General features: G+C 66.9%; 14 protein-coding genes. 6 read left to right on the top strand and 8 right to left on the bottom strand.

The annotated features are described in order from the left end of the window. Nucleotides 1-42 precede the first annotated feature (42 nt). Both H623_RS0109405 and H623_RS0109400 read left to right on the top strand, forming a co-directional pair. A complete protein-coding gene (locus H623_RS0109405) occupies nucleotides 43-732 on the top strand; it encodes an SDR family NAD(P)-dependent oxidoreductase (protein ID WP_022900690.1) in 690 nt (229 codons plus the stop codon). Between the two features lie 231 nt (nucleotides 733-963). Beyond that, nucleotides 964-2,346 (top strand): FAD-binding oxidoreductase, encoded by a 1,383-nt coding sequence (locus tag H623_RS0109400; RefSeq protein WP_022900689.1) that lies wholly within the window; start codon nucleotides 964-966, stop codon nucleotides 2,344-2,346. 79 nt (nucleotides 2,347-2,425) lie between these two features. Here the strand turns inward: H623_RS0109400 and prpB are convergent, their stop codons facing one another. Further along, nucleotides 2,426-3,325 (bottom strand): methylisocitrate lyase, encoded by a 900-nt coding sequence (prpB, locus tag H623_RS0109395; RefSeq protein WP_022900688.1) that lies wholly within the window; start codon nucleotides 3,323-3,325, stop codon nucleotides 2,426-2,428. A 30-nt stretch (nucleotides 3,326-3,355) separates the two neighbouring features. Here prpB and H623_RS0109390 point away from each other — a divergent pair, with 30 nt between their 5' ends. Further along, nucleotides 3,356-4,486 carry a DNA topoisomerase IB gene (locus H623_RS0109390; protein ID WP_022900687.1) on the top strand — a complete coding sequence of 377 codons (1,131 nt, stop codon included), beginning with the start codon at nucleotides 3,356-3,358 and terminating at the stop codon, nucleotides 4,484-4,486. A gap of 102 nt (nucleotides 4,487-4,588) precedes the next feature. Here H623_RS0109390 and H623_RS0109385 read toward each other — a convergent pair whose 3' ends face one another. Both H623_RS0109385 and H623_RS0109380 read right to left on the bottom strand, forming a co-directional pair. Then, on the bottom strand, nucleotides 4,589-4,852 hold the full coding sequence (locus H623_RS0109385) for a hypothetical protein (protein ID WP_022900686.1): 264 nt from the start codon (nucleotides 4,850-4,852) through the stop codon (nucleotides 4,589-4,591). A gap of 149 nt (nucleotides 4,853-5,001) precedes the next feature. Then, nucleotides 5,002-5,598 (bottom strand): TetR/AcrR family transcriptional regulator, encoded by a 597-nt coding sequence (locus H623_RS0109380; RefSeq protein ID WP_022900685.1) that lies wholly within the window; start codon nucleotides 5,596-5,598, stop codon nucleotides 5,002-5,004. A gap of 80 nt (nucleotides 5,599-5,678) precedes the next feature. Between H623_RS0109380 and H623_RS0109375 the strand changes: the two genes are divergently transcribed. From H623_RS0109375 to H623_RS0109365, 3 genes are all read left to right on the top strand, one after another. Further along, on the top strand, nucleotides 5,679-6,104 hold the full coding sequence (locus H623_RS0109375; RefSeq protein ID WP_169514910.1) for a nuclear transport factor 2 family protein: 426 nt from the start codon (nucleotides 5,679-5,681) through the stop codon (nucleotides 6,102-6,104). 13 nt (nucleotides 6,105-6,117) lie between these two features. Continuing rightward, a complete protein-coding gene (locus tag H623_RS0109370; RefSeq protein WP_022900683.1) occupies nucleotides 6,118-6,873 on the top strand; it encodes an MBL fold metallo-hydrolase in 756 nt (251 codons plus the stop codon). A 170-nt stretch (nucleotides 6,874-7,043) separates the two neighbouring features. Further along, a complete protein-coding gene (locus tag H623_RS0109365) occupies nucleotides 7,044-9,461 on the top strand; it encodes a dynamin family protein (protein ID WP_022900682.1) in 2,418 nt (805 codons plus the stop codon). A gap of 342 nt (nucleotides 9,462-9,803) precedes the next feature. On the opposite strand, the gene H623_RS18955 is transcribed toward H623_RS0109365, so the two are convergent. From H623_RS18955 to H623_RS18940, 5 genes are all read right to left on the bottom strand, one after another. Further along, nucleotides 9,804-10,403 carry a histidine phosphatase family protein gene (locus H623_RS18955; RefSeq protein WP_022900680.1) on the bottom strand — a complete coding sequence of 200 codons (600 nt, stop codon included), beginning with the start codon at nucleotides 10,401-10,403 and terminating at the stop codon, nucleotides 9,804-9,806. A gap of 60 nt (nucleotides 10,404-10,463) precedes the next feature. Then, on the bottom strand, nucleotides 10,464-10,838 hold the full coding sequence (locus H623_RS21020; protein WP_157560921.1) for a hypothetical protein: 375 nt from the start codon (nucleotides 10,836-10,838) through the stop codon (nucleotides 10,464-10,466). Nucleotides 10,839-10,843: 5 nt separating this feature from the next. Next, nucleotides 10,844-12,526: an energy-dependent translational throttle protein EttA gene (gene ettA / locus H623_RS0109345; protein ID WP_033371640.1), complete on the bottom strand. Its 1,683-nt coding sequence runs from the start codon at nucleotides 12,524-12,526 to the stop codon at nucleotides 10,844-10,846. A gap of 262 nt (nucleotides 12,527-12,788) precedes the next feature. Next, entirely contained in the window at nucleotides 12,789-14,315 is a 1,527-nt protein-coding gene (locus tag H623_RS18945) for a MutS-related protein (RefSeq protein WP_022900675.1), read from the bottom strand. Next, nucleotides 14,312-15,931: a MutS-related protein gene (locus H623_RS18940; RefSeq protein ID WP_022900674.1), complete on the bottom strand. Its 1,620-nt coding sequence runs from the start codon at nucleotides 15,929-15,931 to the stop codon at nucleotides 14,312-14,314. Before H623_RS18940 ends, H623_RS18945 begins: the two co-directional genes overlap by 4 nt. Between the last annotated feature and the right edge of the window lie 35 nt (nucleotides 15,932-15,966).

Raw genomic sequence — 15,966 nt, 5'->3', positions numbered from 1 at the left:
CCGACGTACGACACGGCATCCGAAACTGATCTGGAGTTCCCCATGACCACCACACTCATCACCGGCGCCACGCGCGGGCTCGGGCTGGAGACGGCGCGCCGTCTGCGCGGGCTCGGTCACGCGGTCTATCTCGGAGCGCGCGACCCACGGCGTGGTGCGGAAGAGGCGTCGCGGATCGGAGCCATCCCGATCGAGATCGATGTCACGCAGCTGGAGTCGGTCGACGCGGCGGCCGAGAGAGTCCGAAGCGAGAGCGGCTCGCTCGACGTGCTCGTGAACAACGCCGGTATCGCCGGCGAGCAGCGACCACCGGCGGAGGCGACCATCGCGGATCTTCGCCGCGTCTTCGAGACGAACGTGATCGGAGCGGCCGCGGTGCTGCGCGCTTTCACCCCGCTTCTCGAGGCGAGTGCTCATCCCCTCGTCGTGAACGTGTCGAGCGCGGTCGGATCGTTGACGCTGAACGCCGGCCCAGGGACTCCGTGGTCGATGATCGCCTACCCGGCGTCGAAGGCGGCGCTCAACATGCTCACCCTCCAGTACGCGCACGCGTTTCCGCGCTGGCGCGTCAACTCCGTGACGCCCGGGCTAACCGCGACCGACTTCACGCCGGAGCCCAACAAGGGTGGCTCCGTGCAAGACAACGTCGAGGTCATCGTGCGGATGTCCACCCTCGCGCCCGACGGACCGACCGGCGAGTTCCACGGCAACGACGGCGTCGTGCCCTGGTAGCCGTCTGCCGCGACGATCCTCCGAGATCGATCCCGTCGACCCCGCAGGTTGGGGATAGCGGCCTGCACCGGCGCGGGCCATGCTGAGGGCAACGCCCGGCGACGCCGCCGGCGCACCGGGCCCACCGCTGTTCGCAGCACAGCTGCACTCAACCCGAGCTGCTCACCACCCGAGGCCGTCATCAGCACGGTCGCTACAGCTCTCAGCTCCTCAACGACAGGGACCGACATCATGACCGATCTTCTTTCCGCCCCCGAGGCGGCCGAACCCCTCAGGGGCCTCTTATCGGGACGCCTCTTCTTCCCCGGCGACGAGGGATACGACGAAGCCCGCTCCCCGTGGAACCTCGCCGCCGTTCTCGAGCCGGCCGCGGTCGCGGTGCCCGAGACCGTGGCCGAGGTTCAGCAGGTGGTGCGCGCGGCGGCGGCCGCGGGACTGCGTGTGGCGCCGATCAGCACGGGACACGCGGCCGTGCCGCTCTCGGCCTTCGACCTCAGCCGCACCGTGATCATCCGGATGTCGTCACTCACGGGCGTCACCGTGGATCCGATGCTGCGAACGGCACGCGTCGTCGGCGGGACGGTGTGGAAGGACGTGATCGCCGCCGCCGCTCAGCATGGCCTCACCGGCCTGCACGGAAGCGCGGGCGATGTCGCGGTCGCCGGCTTCGCACTTAACGGCGGCATCTCGTTCTACGGCAGACGGCACGGCATCACGGCGAACGCCGTGCGCGCCATCGAACTCGTCACCGCCGACGGCGAGCTTCACCGCGTGGATTCGGACCACGATGCCGACCTGTTCTGGGCCCTCCGTGGCGGCGGGGGCAACTTCGGTGTCGTCACTGCGATCGAACTCGACCTGCTTCCGTACGCGGACCTCGTTGCGGGAATGATGCTGTGGGATCGCTCGCGAGCGGCCGAAGTCCTCCCCGCCTGGCGCGACCTCACGGAGGATGCTCCGGAGTCGGTCACGATGTCGTTCCGGGTGATGACCTTCCCACCCCTTCCCGACATGCCGCCGTTCCTCTCCGGGCGCGACGTGGTCGTGATCGACGGCGCGATCCTCGAGTCGGATGAACGGGCATCCGAGTTGCTGGCACCGCTGCGGGCGCTGGGACCGGAGGTCGACACGTTCAGCCGCATTCCGGCATCCGGCCTGCCGCTCATGCACATGGACCCGCCGCAGCCGACACCGGCGGTGAGCGACAGCTGTGTGCTCGGCAACCTGACCGACGGAGCCATCGACGCCTTTCTCGGCTATCTGGGCGACGGCACGCGGTCCGGTCTCATGTTCGGCGAGCTTCGGCAGCTGGGAGGCGCATTCGCCCGGCATCCCGACGACGGCGGCGCCGTCTCGGGAGTCGACGGCGCGTACGCGCTGTACGCTCTCGCGATCGCTCCGACGCCGGATGCGGCTTCCCGAGGCCTTGCGGCGAGCGCCGCACTCATCGAGGTGATGCGCCCGTGGGAGCAACCGAACAGCTGCCTGCTCACGTTCGCCGAAGGGACCACCCACGGCGAGGATGCCTACGGCACCGCGTGCGCGCGGCTGCTGTCGATCGCCGATCGCGTCGATCCGGAGGGGATGTTCGTGGCCGGGCACAGCATCCGCTGACCGCTCCCCCGCGCAGGCGCGCTGCCGCGATCGGAATTGCCGCCGGCGGGTAATCCGGTCGGGGCGCGTCGTCTGCGGCTCAGCGCTCGACGGTGAAGTTGAAGATCGACGTGTCGAAGCGGTTGTAGCCCTCGTAATCGATCAGGTCGTAGAGCTCGGACCGGTGCTGCATCTCGCCGAGCTTGCGAACGAGGCTGCCGTTGTCGTTCAGCTCGTCGAGCCCGCGCATCGCCGCGCCCATCGCCAGCCGCAGCAGCGAGACGGGCCAGATCACGATGTTCATGCCCACGTCGGCGAGCTGCTGCACCGTGAACAGCTCGCTCTTGCCGAACTCCGTCATGTTGGCCAGCAACGGCACGTCGACCGCGGCACGCACGGCGGCGAACTCCTCGAGTGTGGCCATCGCCTCCGGGAAGATCGCGTCGGCGCCGGCATCCACGAGCGCCTTCGCCCGATCGACAGCGGCCTGCAGCCCGTCGACGGCACGGATGTCCGTGCGGGCCATGATCAGGAAGTTCGCGTCCCGGCGCGCATCGACCGCCGCTCGGATGCGTTGCAGCGCCGTGCCCTCGTCGACGACCTGCTTGCCGTCCAGATGGCCGCAGCGCTTCGGGTTCACCTGGTCTTCGATGTGCAGGCCGGCCAGTCCGGCGTCCTCGAGCTCCTGCACCGTGCGCGCGACGTTCATCGGCTCGCCGAAGCCGGTGTCGGCATCCACGATGGCCGGGAGATCGGTCATGCGGGCGATCTGCTTCGCACGGCCGGCGACCTCGGTAAGCGTGGTCAGCCCGATGTCGGGCAGGCCGAGGTCGGCGGAGAGCACGGCGCCGGAGATGTAGACCCCGTCGAATCCCTTGCGCTCGATCAACCGGGCACTCAGTGGGTTGAACGCCCCAGGGAAGCGCTGCAGCTCGCCGCTCGCCAGCGCCGCACGAAGGGCAGCCCGCTTGTCTGCGGGAGATGTGCCGGAGTACAGCATGGGCATCCTTTCACCAGACGTCGCCGCGGAGTGACCCGCCTGCGTATCGACCGTAACAGCGCGCAGCGCCGCGTCGTCTCCGACGACGTTGTCAACACCTCCCCCGCGCACCGGCCGGCCGTCTACGATCGGCTCGGCGACGGCGAGAAGCGCACCGCGAGAGAGGCATCCGGCATGACGAACGACGACCCGGCGCGCCCTCGCACGCGGCGACTGCGCCGGAGCGATCCGAACGGGCCGGGCCTGCTCCGTGTTCCCGGCGATCCGCCCCGTTACACGGACGCACGCGGACGCCGGATCGTCGACGAGCGGCAGCTCGAGCGCATTCTCGCCCTGGCGATCCCGCCCGCGTGGAGCGACGTGTGGATCTGCTCGGACGAACGCGGGCACATTCAAGCAGTGGGCGTCGACGACGCCGGACGACGGCAATACCTCTATCACGAGCAGTGGCGCGCACAGCGGGATGCCGTCAAGTTCGAGCGCGTGCTCTTGCTCGCCCGTGCGCTTCCGCACGCCCGCCGTACCGTGACCCACGATCTGAAGAGCGACGGCTTCGGTTTCGATCGCGCGCTGGCCGCCGCGTTCCGCGTGATCGATCGTGTCTCGCTGCGCATCGGAAGCGAGGAATATCGCCGCCGGTACGGCAGTCGCGGGCTCACGACGATGCTGTGCCGGGACGTGACCGTCGACGGCGACATGGTGCTCCTGTCGTTTCCCTCGAAGAGCGGGCAGCGCTGGGAATCGGCCGTGACCGATGCGGGGCTGGCGCGCTACCTCGACGAGATCACTCGTGCGCGGCGCCCGGGCAGCCGCGCCATCTCCTGGCGCGACTCGACGTGGCACGCGTTGACCACGGCCGAGGTGAACGACGACATCCGCCGTCGTACGGGTGTGGATGCCACGGCGAAGGACTTCCGCACGCTACGCGGAAGCGTGGTGGCGGCATCCACGCTGGCGCGCATCGGGTCACCGGAGACGAAGCGGGAGAAGGATGCGGCGGTGCGGGCCGCCATCGCCGCCACCGCCGACGCGCTCGGCAACACTCCGGCGGTGGCGCGGGCGAGCTACATCGACCCTCGGGTTTTCGACCGCTATCGCTCGGGCGAACTTCTCGCGCTCGGCTGTGCGCCCGAGGCCGCACTGTGCGCGCTGTTGGAGTAGCCCGCACGCCATCCCCGGGCGACTCCTACGCAAGGCTCGAGCCGGCCGGCACGCCGCTCGATCAGGCGAGTGTGCACGCCTACGTGGTCGAGAGGCTACGGATCACGACTCCGCACGGTGACGGGCGCGGTCACCGCGGCGCATCACCTCGTCGATGTCGCCCAGCTCGCCGGGAGGCGCCTCTATGTCTCCCGCGTCGTCCACGCCGCCGTCCCCAGGGCCTTGTCGAACGGCGCTCTTGTCGATCTCCGGATCGTGAAGCGCGGCATCCCCTTTCGGCGACTCGTGCTGACGCTCCTCGGTCTCCCGCTCGCTGGACGGGCTGTACGAGGTCTGCCTTTCCACGTTCTTCTCGTCGTTGGCCATGCGGACCCCCTTCCTTTTCCATCGTCACGCTGCTCAGCGCGACTCTCGGCCACTCGTCGGCGGCCCTCAAGGGGTTGTGCTCGACGCCGTGACGCGTCGTTCATCCGACTCGACGCCTCGGTCGTGCGTCCGTAAGGACCGGTGTGGCGTCAGGTGCGCGGCGCGCCGAGCGTGAGGACTCGCTCGAAGGCACGACGGGTGGCTTCGAGCAGACCTTCGGGGTCCGTCGTGGTCCGTCGGGCGGTCCAGAAGCACGCGACGGCGAGTTGCGCGGAGAAAACGGACACGAAAGCGTCCCAGCCGCGGACTGTGAGCAGGTCGCCCAACCGGCCGGCGACGACTTGCAGCTTGGCGACGTCCCGCTCACGCAACTCGGTGTGGGCCTCCACGAGCTGCATATGGCGCCGGAAGCCGTCCGCGTTCGCCGTCATCTGAGCGGTGATGCGCAGGATGACCGGCTCCAGCGCGCGCAGCGCGTCGGTGAGGCTGTGGGGGTCCGCGCCGGGGCCAGAGACGTCTTCCTCTGCGACCAGAGCGAGGACCTCGCCCTCGCGGGCGAACACGACCTCCTGCTTGTCGCCGAAGTGACGGAAGAACGAGGTGCGACCGACCTCTGCTCGCTCAGCGATATCGCTGACCGACACCCCATCGAATCCGCGACTCGCGAAGAGCTCGTCGGCGGCCTCGATGATCCGCTGACGTGCTCGACGCTGCTTTCGCTCGATCAGTGAGACATCGTCTGTCATGCGCCCATTGTAACAAAGTTCCAAACGGGTTTGCGTTTGGTTTGGAACTGAGTACCATCGTGGATAACGAAAGGATGACCATGGACACGCACGACCGCCTGGAGATCGCCGAGGTCATCGCCCGGCAGAGCCACATCATCGACCGAGGGGAACTGGAGATGCTCGATACGGTCTTCACAGCCGATGCGATCTACGACATGAGCGCGGCCGGGCTCGCCGTGATGAAAGGAGTCGAGGCTCTTCGGGATGGAGCGCTTCGCCTCGGGGCGGAGAACCCGCTCGCGCATCACGTCACCAACGTCTTCATCGCTCGCGACGGCGGCGATGAAGCCGAGGTCGACTCGAAGGGATTCATGCTGACGAGCGATGACCGGATGCGCAGCGTCACTCACCACGATCTCCTCCGCCGCACCACTGTCGGCTGGCGAATCGCCCGACGAACGATCGTGCCCCAGGGGGCGCCGCTCGGCGGCCTGCTCGATGCTCCAGCTGACGCTGAGCAGTAGAGAAGGAATTTCGATGAGCGAGTCACTGACCGTCACCCGCATTGCGCACAGCTGCCATCTGATCCAGATCGGTGACAAGACGATTCTCACCGACCCGTGGTTCTCGGAGAAGATGTTCTACCACCCCGGAGAGCCAGTGGCGCTTCGACCTGAGACACTCCCGCACCTCGACGCGGTGGTCATCAGCCACGAGCACTACGACCACTGCGATCTCCATGCGTTCCGTCACTATCGTGACCACGACGTCCCGATGATCGTCGCCGGCCCGGTCGTCGCGAAGGCGCGCAAAGCCGGTTTCACCGACGTCACATCGCTCGAGCCGTGGCAGAGCACTCGGGTCGGGGACATCACGGTACACGCCGCACCCGGGCTGCACGGCGTCTACGAAGTCACCTACGTCATCCAGGCCGGCGGCCGGAGCGTCTACTTCGCGGGAGACACGCTGCTCACACCACCCCTGCTGACCCTGGCCGAGCGGCACAGCACGTTCGACCTCGCACTCCTGCCCGTCAACGGCCTCGCCATCCGAACGGCAGGGAACAAGCAGGTTGTGATGAACGCCGACGACGCCGCCGAACTCACCGCCGCACTCCGCCCGAGACTCGTCGTCCCCCAGCACTACGCGTTCACCGGCGGTCCCGTCGGCGACCGGCTGATCCTTCGCAGCGACAAAGACCCGGGTTTGTTCGTGAACGCCGTCAAACGACTCGCCCCCGCCGTTCCGGTGACCGTCATCGAGACCGGGAGCCCACTCACCGTCGCGCCCTAGAGTCGGACGCCGCCGCGTCCGAGGGGATCGCCCGACCGACGCCGTTCCACGCTTGACGTTCTGGGGTCACCGTCTCAGGCTGGAAGACAGAGATACGCGATGAAGCTCGCGCGTGGCCTGTCGGCCTGATGGCTTCTGTTCCGCCTTCACGGGGGCGCGAAGGGAGAGCCATGGCCCTGTTGGAACGGTACCGGGATCTGCGTCTCGACCTCGGGGACGCGGCGCGCTCGTTGCTCTATCTCGCGAGGGCCCGGAAGGATGAAGCGATCGAAGCCGCGACTCGCCGGTTGCTCAGGCGACTCGCGGAAGACCGATTCACCATCGCGGTCGTCGGTCAGCACAGTCGAGGCAAGACGACCTTGGTGAATGCGCTGCTCGGCGCGGAATTCCTGCCCACGGGCATCCTCCCGATGACGTCGGTCATCACGCTCGTGAGGTACGGCTCCGAACCGCGAGCCGTCTACTTCCGGCGCGGCAGCGACGTCGCTCTTCATACGTCGATCGCCGACGTTCCGGCGCTCGTCGCACGGGAGAGCGCCCGGCGGGCGGAACTGGAGGTCGTCCGTGTCGAGCTCGAAGTCCCGGCCGACCTCCTCCGACTCGGCCTCACGTTCGTCGACACCCCGGGAGTGGGCTCCTTCGACGAGACCGGGGCAGCAATCACTCGTCGGTTCCTGCCCGAGGTCGACGCAGCCCTGTTCGTCACCTCCGTCGATTCCGCGTTGACGGACTCGGAGCGGGCACTGCTGCGCGCGGTGCCGCCCAGCGCGCCGGTGTTCTGCGTGGTCAACAAGGCGGACCTGGCGACGACGGATGAGATGTCGTCCGTCGTCGCGTTCGTGGATCGAGCTCTGCGCGAGTCGAGACCAGGCGCGAGCCTCGAGGTGCTGCCGCTCTCCGCGCTACAGGGCCTCCGACACCGTCTCGACTCGCCAGGCGGATCGATGTCGGACCCAGGTTCGGACGATGGCATGCATCACGACGGCGGACTCGATGCCTTCCAGGCGCGCCTCGAGGCAGCGCTGACGTCCAGGCGGGCCCCCGTGGCGCTGGCGACCGCGCTCGACATGGCTCGCGGCATCCTCGACGACGAACAACGGATGCTCGACCTCGGCGACCGTTTCACACAGCTGAGCGAGCCGGAGGCGGAGCGCTTGAGCGAGGTGTTGACGGAATCCACGGAGCGGGCATCCTCCCGACGCGCACGGATCATCGACACAATGCGCGACGATGCGCAGGTCGCCCTCGATTCGATGATCGCGGCGAACCGTCTGAAGTGGCACGAGGATCTGGTTGCCTCCGGATCGCACGCAGCGCGTGCAGCTGATGACGGGGACGGCTCAGGGATGGTGACAGCGGGCGGACAGGAGTGGTGGTCGGCCGCGACGGCTCAGGCGTCAGAAGCGTCACGGGCAGCCATTCTCAGACATTCCGACGAACTCGGGACGACCCTGCACACAGTCCTGCGGTCTGCGCTGGAAGCTGTCGGACTCTCCGTCGAGAGTCCCGTAACCTCATGGGACGCCACGGAGCTACCCGGGTTCGGGGCCCCACGCCCCGAATCCGATGACAAGGGGCCGCTATCGGAGCACGCCGCAGGTTTCCACACCCGCACCCGAAGGCGCCGAGAGCAGGAAGCCGACCGGCTCATCGGTCTCTTCGACGATCATTTGCACCAACAGAATGACCGCCGCGCGGAATGGATCGAGCACGAGGCGACGCGCATCGCGGCCGGCAGCAGAGCGCGCGTCGAACGGTACCTCGCTACTGCACCGTCCGAGTTCGAGTGCGACGCGGTGGCCCGCATAGGAGCACGCCTGGATGCCGTGACCCGCCGGCTCTCCGACGCGGTCGACGCGACTCCTTCGCACGATCGCGCGCACGCCGCCTCCGGCTCGGCGTCGCGCGGCAGCCCGGACCTGGTTCCCACTTCCTCCCCGAGGCCACCGAATCGGCGTATGCCGTTCGACTGCGTCGTCTGCGCGCACGAGCGGAACGCGCTGATCGAGGACCTGCGTCACCGTCAGCTCCTCATCGCCACTCGTGAGCGCGACCAGGGTGAGTTCGCACGCATCGGCGGGCTGTGTGCCCAGCACACCTGGGCCTACGCGTCACTGGCCTCGCCTGTCGGCATCGCGTCCGCGTACGCTCCGCTGGCGGCGCATGCTGCCGAGATCCTGAACACGGCGCTCACGGCATCCGAGGTGCGCGGCTCGACGACGCTGTTCGGAGGCAACCCCGAGACGTGCCCGGTCTGTCGCACCATCATGAGCGCCGAACAGGAAGCTCTGAGCCGGTTGGAGTCGGGCGGCGGAGATGTCGACGTGTGCATGAGGCACCTCGGCGCCGCCGCCGCGGCAGACCTGCCCATCCCGATGATTCTCGGCCTCGCGCGACGACTCGCTACGAACCTGAGCCGGCATGCCGAAGACATGCGAGCATTCACGCTCAAGCGCGAGGCCATCGCCGCTTCCTGGCTGACGGCCGAGGAGAACGATGCGTATCAGGAGACGCTTCTCATGATCTCAGGAGACCCGATTCTCGCGCGTTCGGGCTCTGCGGCTCTTGAGGCCGGGGATGCTCTATGAGCGACTCCGACGAGCAACCGATCTCCGCGTCCGACCTTCTCTCCACCGGCCGCGCCTACTGGCTACCGCCGTTCGGCTATGGCAACGGCCTCGACGCACTCTTCTGGGCGCAGCTCGCACGCGAACCGCACCCTGTCGCTGACGGACTGCTGCGCGCGTTGGCGAGTCGCGGCATCCCCGGATGGGTCGCGCCGGTCGACCGCCACCATTCCGAGTCCGGTGAGGCGCTCTACGACGTGTGGACCGCAACCGTCGAGATCGATGCGGCAGAGGATGTCGTCATGGCGGTTCTCAACGCGCATCCGCGTCGATCGGCGATCGGCTCTGCGCTCGCCACGCCGGCTACTCCCTCGTCACCGGCGGAACCTGATCCACCAGCACGACCGTCCAGACGCCGCCTTCGCGCACGAGCTCGTTCCAGGAGCCGGTCGGAGCCGTGAGCTCCGTGCGTGACGGATCGATGGAGCGGACCAACGGCTTGATCACCGCGTCGTGCGTGACGATCACGACCGGACCGTGAGGGCCGGCCGTGATCGTCTCGTCGAGCACAGCGTCGAGCGCCGGGCGGGCCCGCTCGAGAACGGACGCGGTCGGCTCGACACCGGGAGCGGCATCCACACTGCCGAATCGGGTGATCACCTCATCGCGGAGTTCGCCGGTCCACGGCCCGTAGTCCCGGTCCATGAACCGCTCGTCGGACTCCGCCTCGATGCCGCACGCTTCGCCGATCAGCTGTGCCGTGCGCACGGCGCGACCGAGAGGGCTGCAATAGACGCGCGCTGGGCGAGTGCGGGCGATGACCGCCCCGACGGCACGCGCTTCACACTCTCCCCGGTCATCGAGCGGCGGATTCGCGTGCCCGCGCAGGCGGCCGGCCGCATTCAACGCGGTGCGCCCGTGACGCACCAGATACAGGGTTCGAGAGTGCTCGGTCTCAGTCACTGGTCCACTCCTCATCCGCATCCTGCAGGACCGATCGCTGTTGACGCGTCATCGTTTCCATCATGTCCACCCTGGCGATGCGGCGGTGAGCACCGCAAGCGTCTCCGCGGCTTCAGAGGCCGACCCGAAACATCCGTAGGGCGTTCCACGCAGCGGCACAGCCACCCACTTCTCCGGCCAACGGTGAGGGTTGAGACGACGCACCCTGCCGATGTGCCTGCCGTCCACCGTCACCGCGTTGATGACGGGCGCCTCGACGAAGAGGGGCGCGAACGCCACACCGCAGGTGCCTTCGAGAGACCGCACCGCGAACTCCTCGTGCACCACGAGTGTCGCGTGCGCAAGGATGAACTCCGCCCGTGAGATCGCGGTCGTCTCGTCGCCGAAGAGGTCGCCGTCGAAGGTGCTGTCGTCGTGGATTCCGTCGTCGTACATGGTGCTCACCCCCTCGCCAGCCGGCGGTGGACTCCTCGCGACGGTCGCGTGGCTTCCGGGCCGAGGCGCGCGGCCCGGTCCGCCTCGTAGCCCTCGAAGTCACCTTCGAACCAGTGCCAGCGCGCCGGATCCTGTTCGGTGCCCTCCCAGGCCAGGATGTGCGTGGCCACCCGATCGAGGAACCATCTGTCGTGTGCGGTGACGATCGCGCAACCCGGGAACTCGAGGAGTGCAGCCTCCAGGCTCGCGGAGGTCTCGGTGTCGAGGTCGTTCGTCGGCTCGTCGAGCAGGAGCACATTGCCGCCATCTTTCAGGGTGAGCGCGAGGTTGAGCCGGTTGCGCTCTCCACCGGAGAACAGCCGAACGGGCTTCTGTTGCGCCGCGCCTTTGAAGCCGAACGCCGCGATGTAGGCGCGCGAGGGGATCTCTACCTTCCCGACGGCGATCATGTCCTGGCCATCCGACACCGCCTGCCACGCGCTCTGATCGGAGCCGATGCCCGCCCGTGCCTGGTCGACGTAAGAGATGCGCACGCTGTCGCCGATCACGAACTCGCCGGAGTCGGGATGCTGCCTTCCGGCCATCATCTCGAACAGCGTCGTCTTCCCGACCCCGTTCGGCCCGAGGACGCCGACGATCCCGTTGCGAGGCAGCGAGAACGAGAGGTCGTCGATCAGCATCCGACCGTCGAATCCCTTCGTCACGTGCGCGGCGTCGATGACGAGCGTGCCGAGCCGCGGACCGGGCGGGATCTGGATCTCGTCGAAGTCCAGCTTGCGGGTGCGCTCGGCCTCGGTCACCATCTCCTCGTAACGGGAGAGGCGTGCCGCCGACATGCGCTGTCTCCCCTTCGTGCCTGCACGCACCCAGGCGAGCTCTTCCCGGATGCGACGGCGGCGCTTTTCGTCCTTCTTTCCCTCCACCGCCATGCGGTCCTGCTTGGTCTGCAGGTAGGTCGTGTAGTTGCCCTCGTAGGCGAACGCACGACCCCGATCGAGCTCGAGGATCCACTGCGCCACGTTGTCGAGGAAATACCGGTCGTGCGTCACCGCGATCACCGTGCCGGGATAGGCAGCGAGGTGCTGCTCGAGCCAGGCCGTGCTATCGGCGTCCAGATGGTTGGTGGGCTCGTCGAGAAGGAGTAGATCGGGCTGCCGCAGGAGCAACGCGCAGAGCGCGACACGGCGGCGCTCGCCGCCGGAGAGATCCGCCACCGGCGTTTCGGGAGGTGGGCAATCGAGTGCCGCCATCGCTTGCTCGAGCCGGGAATCGAGGTCCCACGCATCCCTGTGGTCCAGCTCATGCTGCAGTTCGCCCATCTCGGTCAGCAGATCCTCCGAGAAGTCGGTCGCCAACTGCTGAGCGATCTCGTTGAACCGCTTGAGCATCGAGGTCGTCTCGGAGACGGCCTCCTGCACGTTGCCCAGCACCGTCGTCGTGTCATCCAGAGGCGGCTCCTGCAGCAGGATGCCGACACTCACTCCCGGCGCGGCCGTCGCTTCGCCCGCCGACGGTGTCTCCATTCCAGCGATGACGCGCAGAAGCGTTGATTTGCCGGCGCCGTTCGGTCCGACCACGCCGATCTTGGCTCCCGGGAGGAATGTCAACGAGACGTCATCCAGGATGACTCTCTCGCCCTTTGCCACCCTCACATGGCTCAGTTGGAAGCACCACTGTGTCGCGGCCATGGGCCACCCCTACCCTCCGTTGACGTCCGTCGCACTTCGCATGCAGCACGGAGCCGGCCAGGTAGGGGCCGTTGGCAGTCATCGCGGTTATGGTGAGCCCCTCCACCACGATCTGGTCTCAGAGTACGCCTCACCCACGGCCGCCGTCGCGGTCACCGTCACCGTAGGCTTACCGCATCGTCGTAGGCGGGTGCGTTGTCACCGTGATCGGAGCATGGCTACAGATCACGTGAAGTCCGTCGCCCCGGTAGTTCGCCAGGAGTCACTCTGCGCCGGCTGCCGCCGCAATGGGTTCCGCGGTCCCAGGGTCTTCCTTGAAAATGCCGCGGTAGAGGTCGCCGCCGAAGCTCGTCGGCAAGGGTTCGCCCTCGACGAGCCGGAACGTGCGCTCGCGCTCGGCGCGAAGGAAATACGCGTCCGGGTCGCCGATGAATCCGTGTGCCAGATCGTAGAGGTGCGTGACGTAGACGACGCGGATCCCGGACTGAAGAAGTGCATGCACGATCTGCCTGCCGATCTCGGATCCTTCGCGCTCGTTCGTGGCTGCGAACGATTCGTTGAAGAGCATCAGGGCGCCGGGCGAGATCTGGGCGATGATCGTGTGCATCCGAGCGAGTTCCTCGTCGAACTTGCCGCTGGCGAGTTCGACGTCCTCCTCGCGCTTGAAGTGCGTGAAGACACCCGTGACCACCGTGGCAGACAGCGATGTCGCGGGGACGAACATCCCGGCCTGCATCATCAGCTGGCCGAGCCCGACGCTACGCAAGAAGGTCGACTTGCCGCCCCGGTTCGCACCCGTGACGACGAGAAGGCGGTGACCGTCTGCGTCGAAGGTGTTGCCGACGATCTCGGTTCCTTTCGCGCTGACCAGAGCGAGGCTCACGTCGTAGAGACCGTCGCTTGCGAAGTGCTGGCGTTGACTCGGCACAGGCACGGGAAGCGCGGTGCGTCGCCCTCTGTCCTCGAGCGTGTGGGCGAGGTTGAGGCATCCGACATAGAAGCCGAGTTCGTAGCGCATCATCTGGAAGAAGCTCAGGATATGGTCGGTCGAGCGGGCCAGCGCGTCTGCCACCAGGTTCAGTCCTTTGCCGCGCATGACATTCAGTGCTTCGCCGCCGGCCTCGTCGCGTTCCGCTATCCGGAACGACGGGACCGGATGCGTCAACGCGTTCCACCGGTCTCCGATGGTTCGTTTCTCCCGAGGCGGTCGCCGCAGCACTAAAGCGGAAGGTTTTCCCCCGTGATCGAGATGCGCGCTGATCATGACACTGTTGCGAAAACGCAGCAGACGCAGATGCCGGTCGATCTCGGCGAAATACGCATCATCGAGTTCGTTGATCGTCATCTCGAAGAAACGGCGGAAGCCCGGTGACTCGAACTCGCTCGCGTGCTCGACCGCGATCATGCGCAGCGTTCGCAATTCGGAGACGAAGATCTCGAGCACCTGAATCGCGTGCGAAAGGATCGACGCCGGGTTGCGGTCGCTGAGCCAGCCATAGACCTTGCGCTGACGCGTGTAGGCATCCACTGAGAGCTCGTAGAGCTCGCGCACAACGTCCTCATTGTGCAGGCAGTCGGTAAGAACCTGCTGCCGGTACACGATCCCGTCGACCGCGGTGAGCGGCTCGAGAAGGATCCGGTTGGCGACCTCTTCCAAGAAGCGATCGCCCGAGGCCATCGCCTCGATCAATGGCTCCAGGGCCACGTCTTGCGTGAGGTCCTCCGCGTTGGGCACGGGAGTCGGTTCGTGCGCAAGGTCATGATCGGCGAACAGCAGATACGTCTTCATCGTGCACTCTCCCCGTCGGTAGCTTTCGCTGCTTTGGTGGTTGCCACCGCAGGACGCCCGATCGCATCGACGATCTGTGGACCCCGTAGCCGGTACTTGTCCGCGAGCGCCAACGCGTAGGCCAGTCCGTCAGCGGGTCGACGTTCGAGCTTGAAGGTGCGCTTCGTCGGCTCGGCGGGGTCGACCGCGGCCACGAGACTCACGGTGGTGTCACTGAGCGAGGTGAACTCGTCGACGAATGTGACACACACCGCGAGGATGTCGCGCTGGATGATCCGCTTCAGCACCGCCGTGCCCAAGAGCACCGCGTCATCCAGGGTGGTCGAGCTGAAGATCTCGTTCATGATCACAATGCTGTCGCTGCTGGCGGCATCCAGAATGTCGTGGATGCGCACCAGCTCGTCCTCGAGCTTGCCGCGCAGATTGTTGATGTCCTCCTGCTGTTCATAGTGCGTGTAGAGCTCGTCGAACAGGAACAACGACGCCGACTCCCCCGGTACCGGTAGACCCAGCTCGGCGAACCAGTGCAACTGTCCAAATGTGCGCGAGAACGTGGTCTTCCCGCCCTGGTTCGCCCCGGTCACGACGATCAACCGTTCGTTATCGTGCAGCTCGAAGTCGTTCGTGACCACCGAGGCACGATGCGAGCCGAGACGGGACGCCAGAGCAAGGTCGAACGTGTTCCGCGCCGAGACCGCCTTGGATGCCGAAACCTTCGGCATGCAGAATGACAGCCCGTCCTCGATCATCGGCTGCATGTGCTCGCGGTACGAGAGGAAGAACTGCAGCTCCCGGTCGACACGCGCGACCGTGGGATCGAGATACGTCTTCTGCCGTCCCTCGACGTAGTCGTGCAGCGCACCGAAGACCTCGGGGTTCTCCTCCTGAACCAGACGCAACACACCCTCTTCGACCCGGTCCACGTCGACGTAGTCGCGATAGTGCACGAGGTGATCCTTGACATCGCCCTGCTTGAACCTGGCGAACGTCGCCTCGACCTCAGCACTGTAATCCGGCTCGTCCGCGAACGGCGCGACCTCCACCCGCAGCCCGTCCAGGCGCACCGTGAGATGGATACCATCGAGCCGGGAGCGGATATCCGCACCGTCCGTGGCGGCGCGCGTGAACGCATCCGACGCGACCAGGTCCTCGAGCCAGTCGCGCAAGCGCATCAGTGCGTCGGACCTGATCGGAGCCGCGTCGAGATCCCTCGCGAACGAGCGCACGGCCTCCTGGTAGGTGAGCATGGCCGACAGCATCCAGAACGGACGCTGCTCGGCAGCGTAGAGCTTGGACGCCTGCACCATGCGCACTCGGTGCAGCCGCATCTGCTCGGCGAAAGCCGTGACCGCGGCGTGCACCGCCGGGCGCCCGAGGTCCTCGTACACGTGCTGCCGGTACTCGACCACGGCGGCATCGCGCACCGCCGTGCGGTAGATGGGGACGAGGTCGTACTCCTCGCGTGACGCCGTCAGCGTCTGCACGAGCTGGTCGAGCCCGAGATCGTGGAAGCACGGCGGTTCCGTCGTAGCGAGAGCGGTCATGGCCTCCGGAAACAGAAGGCTACGAAAATCCGTCACGGTACGGACAGGATCGTCCTGGATCTGATTCGTCATCTGATGCTCCTCACTATCAGTACCGAGGTCGGTCG

Source organism: Humibacter albus DSM 18994 (genome assembly GCF_000421825.1).
GTDB classification, from domain to species: domain Bacteria; phylum Actinomycetota; class Actinomycetes; order Actinomycetales; family Microbacteriaceae; genus Humibacter; species Humibacter albus.
The sequence above is the reverse complement of the archived record's forward strand: the minus strand, read 5'-3'. Positions and strand labels throughout refer to the sequence as shown.

Excerpts from the sequence above, each read along its gene's own strand:
- H623_RS0109405 (WP_022900690.1), top strand. The coding sequence starts at position 43 with ATGACCACCACACTCATCACCGGCGCCACGCGCGGGCTCGGGCTGGAG.
- H623_RS0109400 (WP_022900689.1), top strand. The coding sequence starts at position 964 with ATGACCGATCTTCTTTCCGCCCCCGAGGCGGCCGAACCCCTCAGGGGC.
- prpB (WP_022900688.1), bottom strand. The coding sequence starts at position 3,325 with ATGCTGTACTCCGGCACATCTCCCGCAGACAAGCGGGCTGCCCTTCGT.
- H623_RS0109385 (WP_022900686.1), bottom strand. The coding sequence starts at position 4,852 with ATGGCCAACGACGAGAAGAACGTGGAAAGGCAGACCTCGTACAGCCCG.
- H623_RS0109380 (WP_022900685.1), bottom strand. The coding sequence starts at position 5,598 with ATGACAGACGATGTCTCACTGATCGAGCGAAAGCAGCGTCGAGCACGT.
- H623_RS0109375 (WP_169514910.1), top strand. The coding sequence starts at position 5,679 with ATGGACACGCACGACCGCCTGGAGATCGCCGAGGTCATCGCCCGGCAG.
- H623_RS0109370 (WP_022900683.1), top strand. The coding sequence starts at position 6,118 with ATGAGCGAGTCACTGACCGTCACCCGCATTGCGCACAGCTGCCATCTG.
- H623_RS0109365 (WP_022900682.1), top strand. The coding sequence starts at position 7,044 with ATGGCCCTGTTGGAACGGTACCGGGATCTGCGTCTCGACCTCGGGGAC.
- H623_RS21020 (WP_157560921.1), bottom strand. The coding sequence starts at position 10,838 with ATGTACGACGACGGAATCCACGACGACAGCACCTTCGACGGCGACCTC.
- ettA (WP_033371640.1), bottom strand. The coding sequence starts at position 12,526 with ATGGCCGCGACACAGTGGTGCTTCCAACTGAGCCATGTGAGGGTGGCA.
- H623_RS18945 (WP_022900675.1), bottom strand. The coding sequence starts at position 14,315 with ATGAAGACGTATCTGCTGTTCGCCGATCATGACCTTGCGCACGAACCG.
- H623_RS18940 (WP_022900674.1), bottom strand. The coding sequence starts at position 15,931 with ATGACGAATCAGATCCAGGACGATCCTGTCCGTACCGTGACGGATTTT.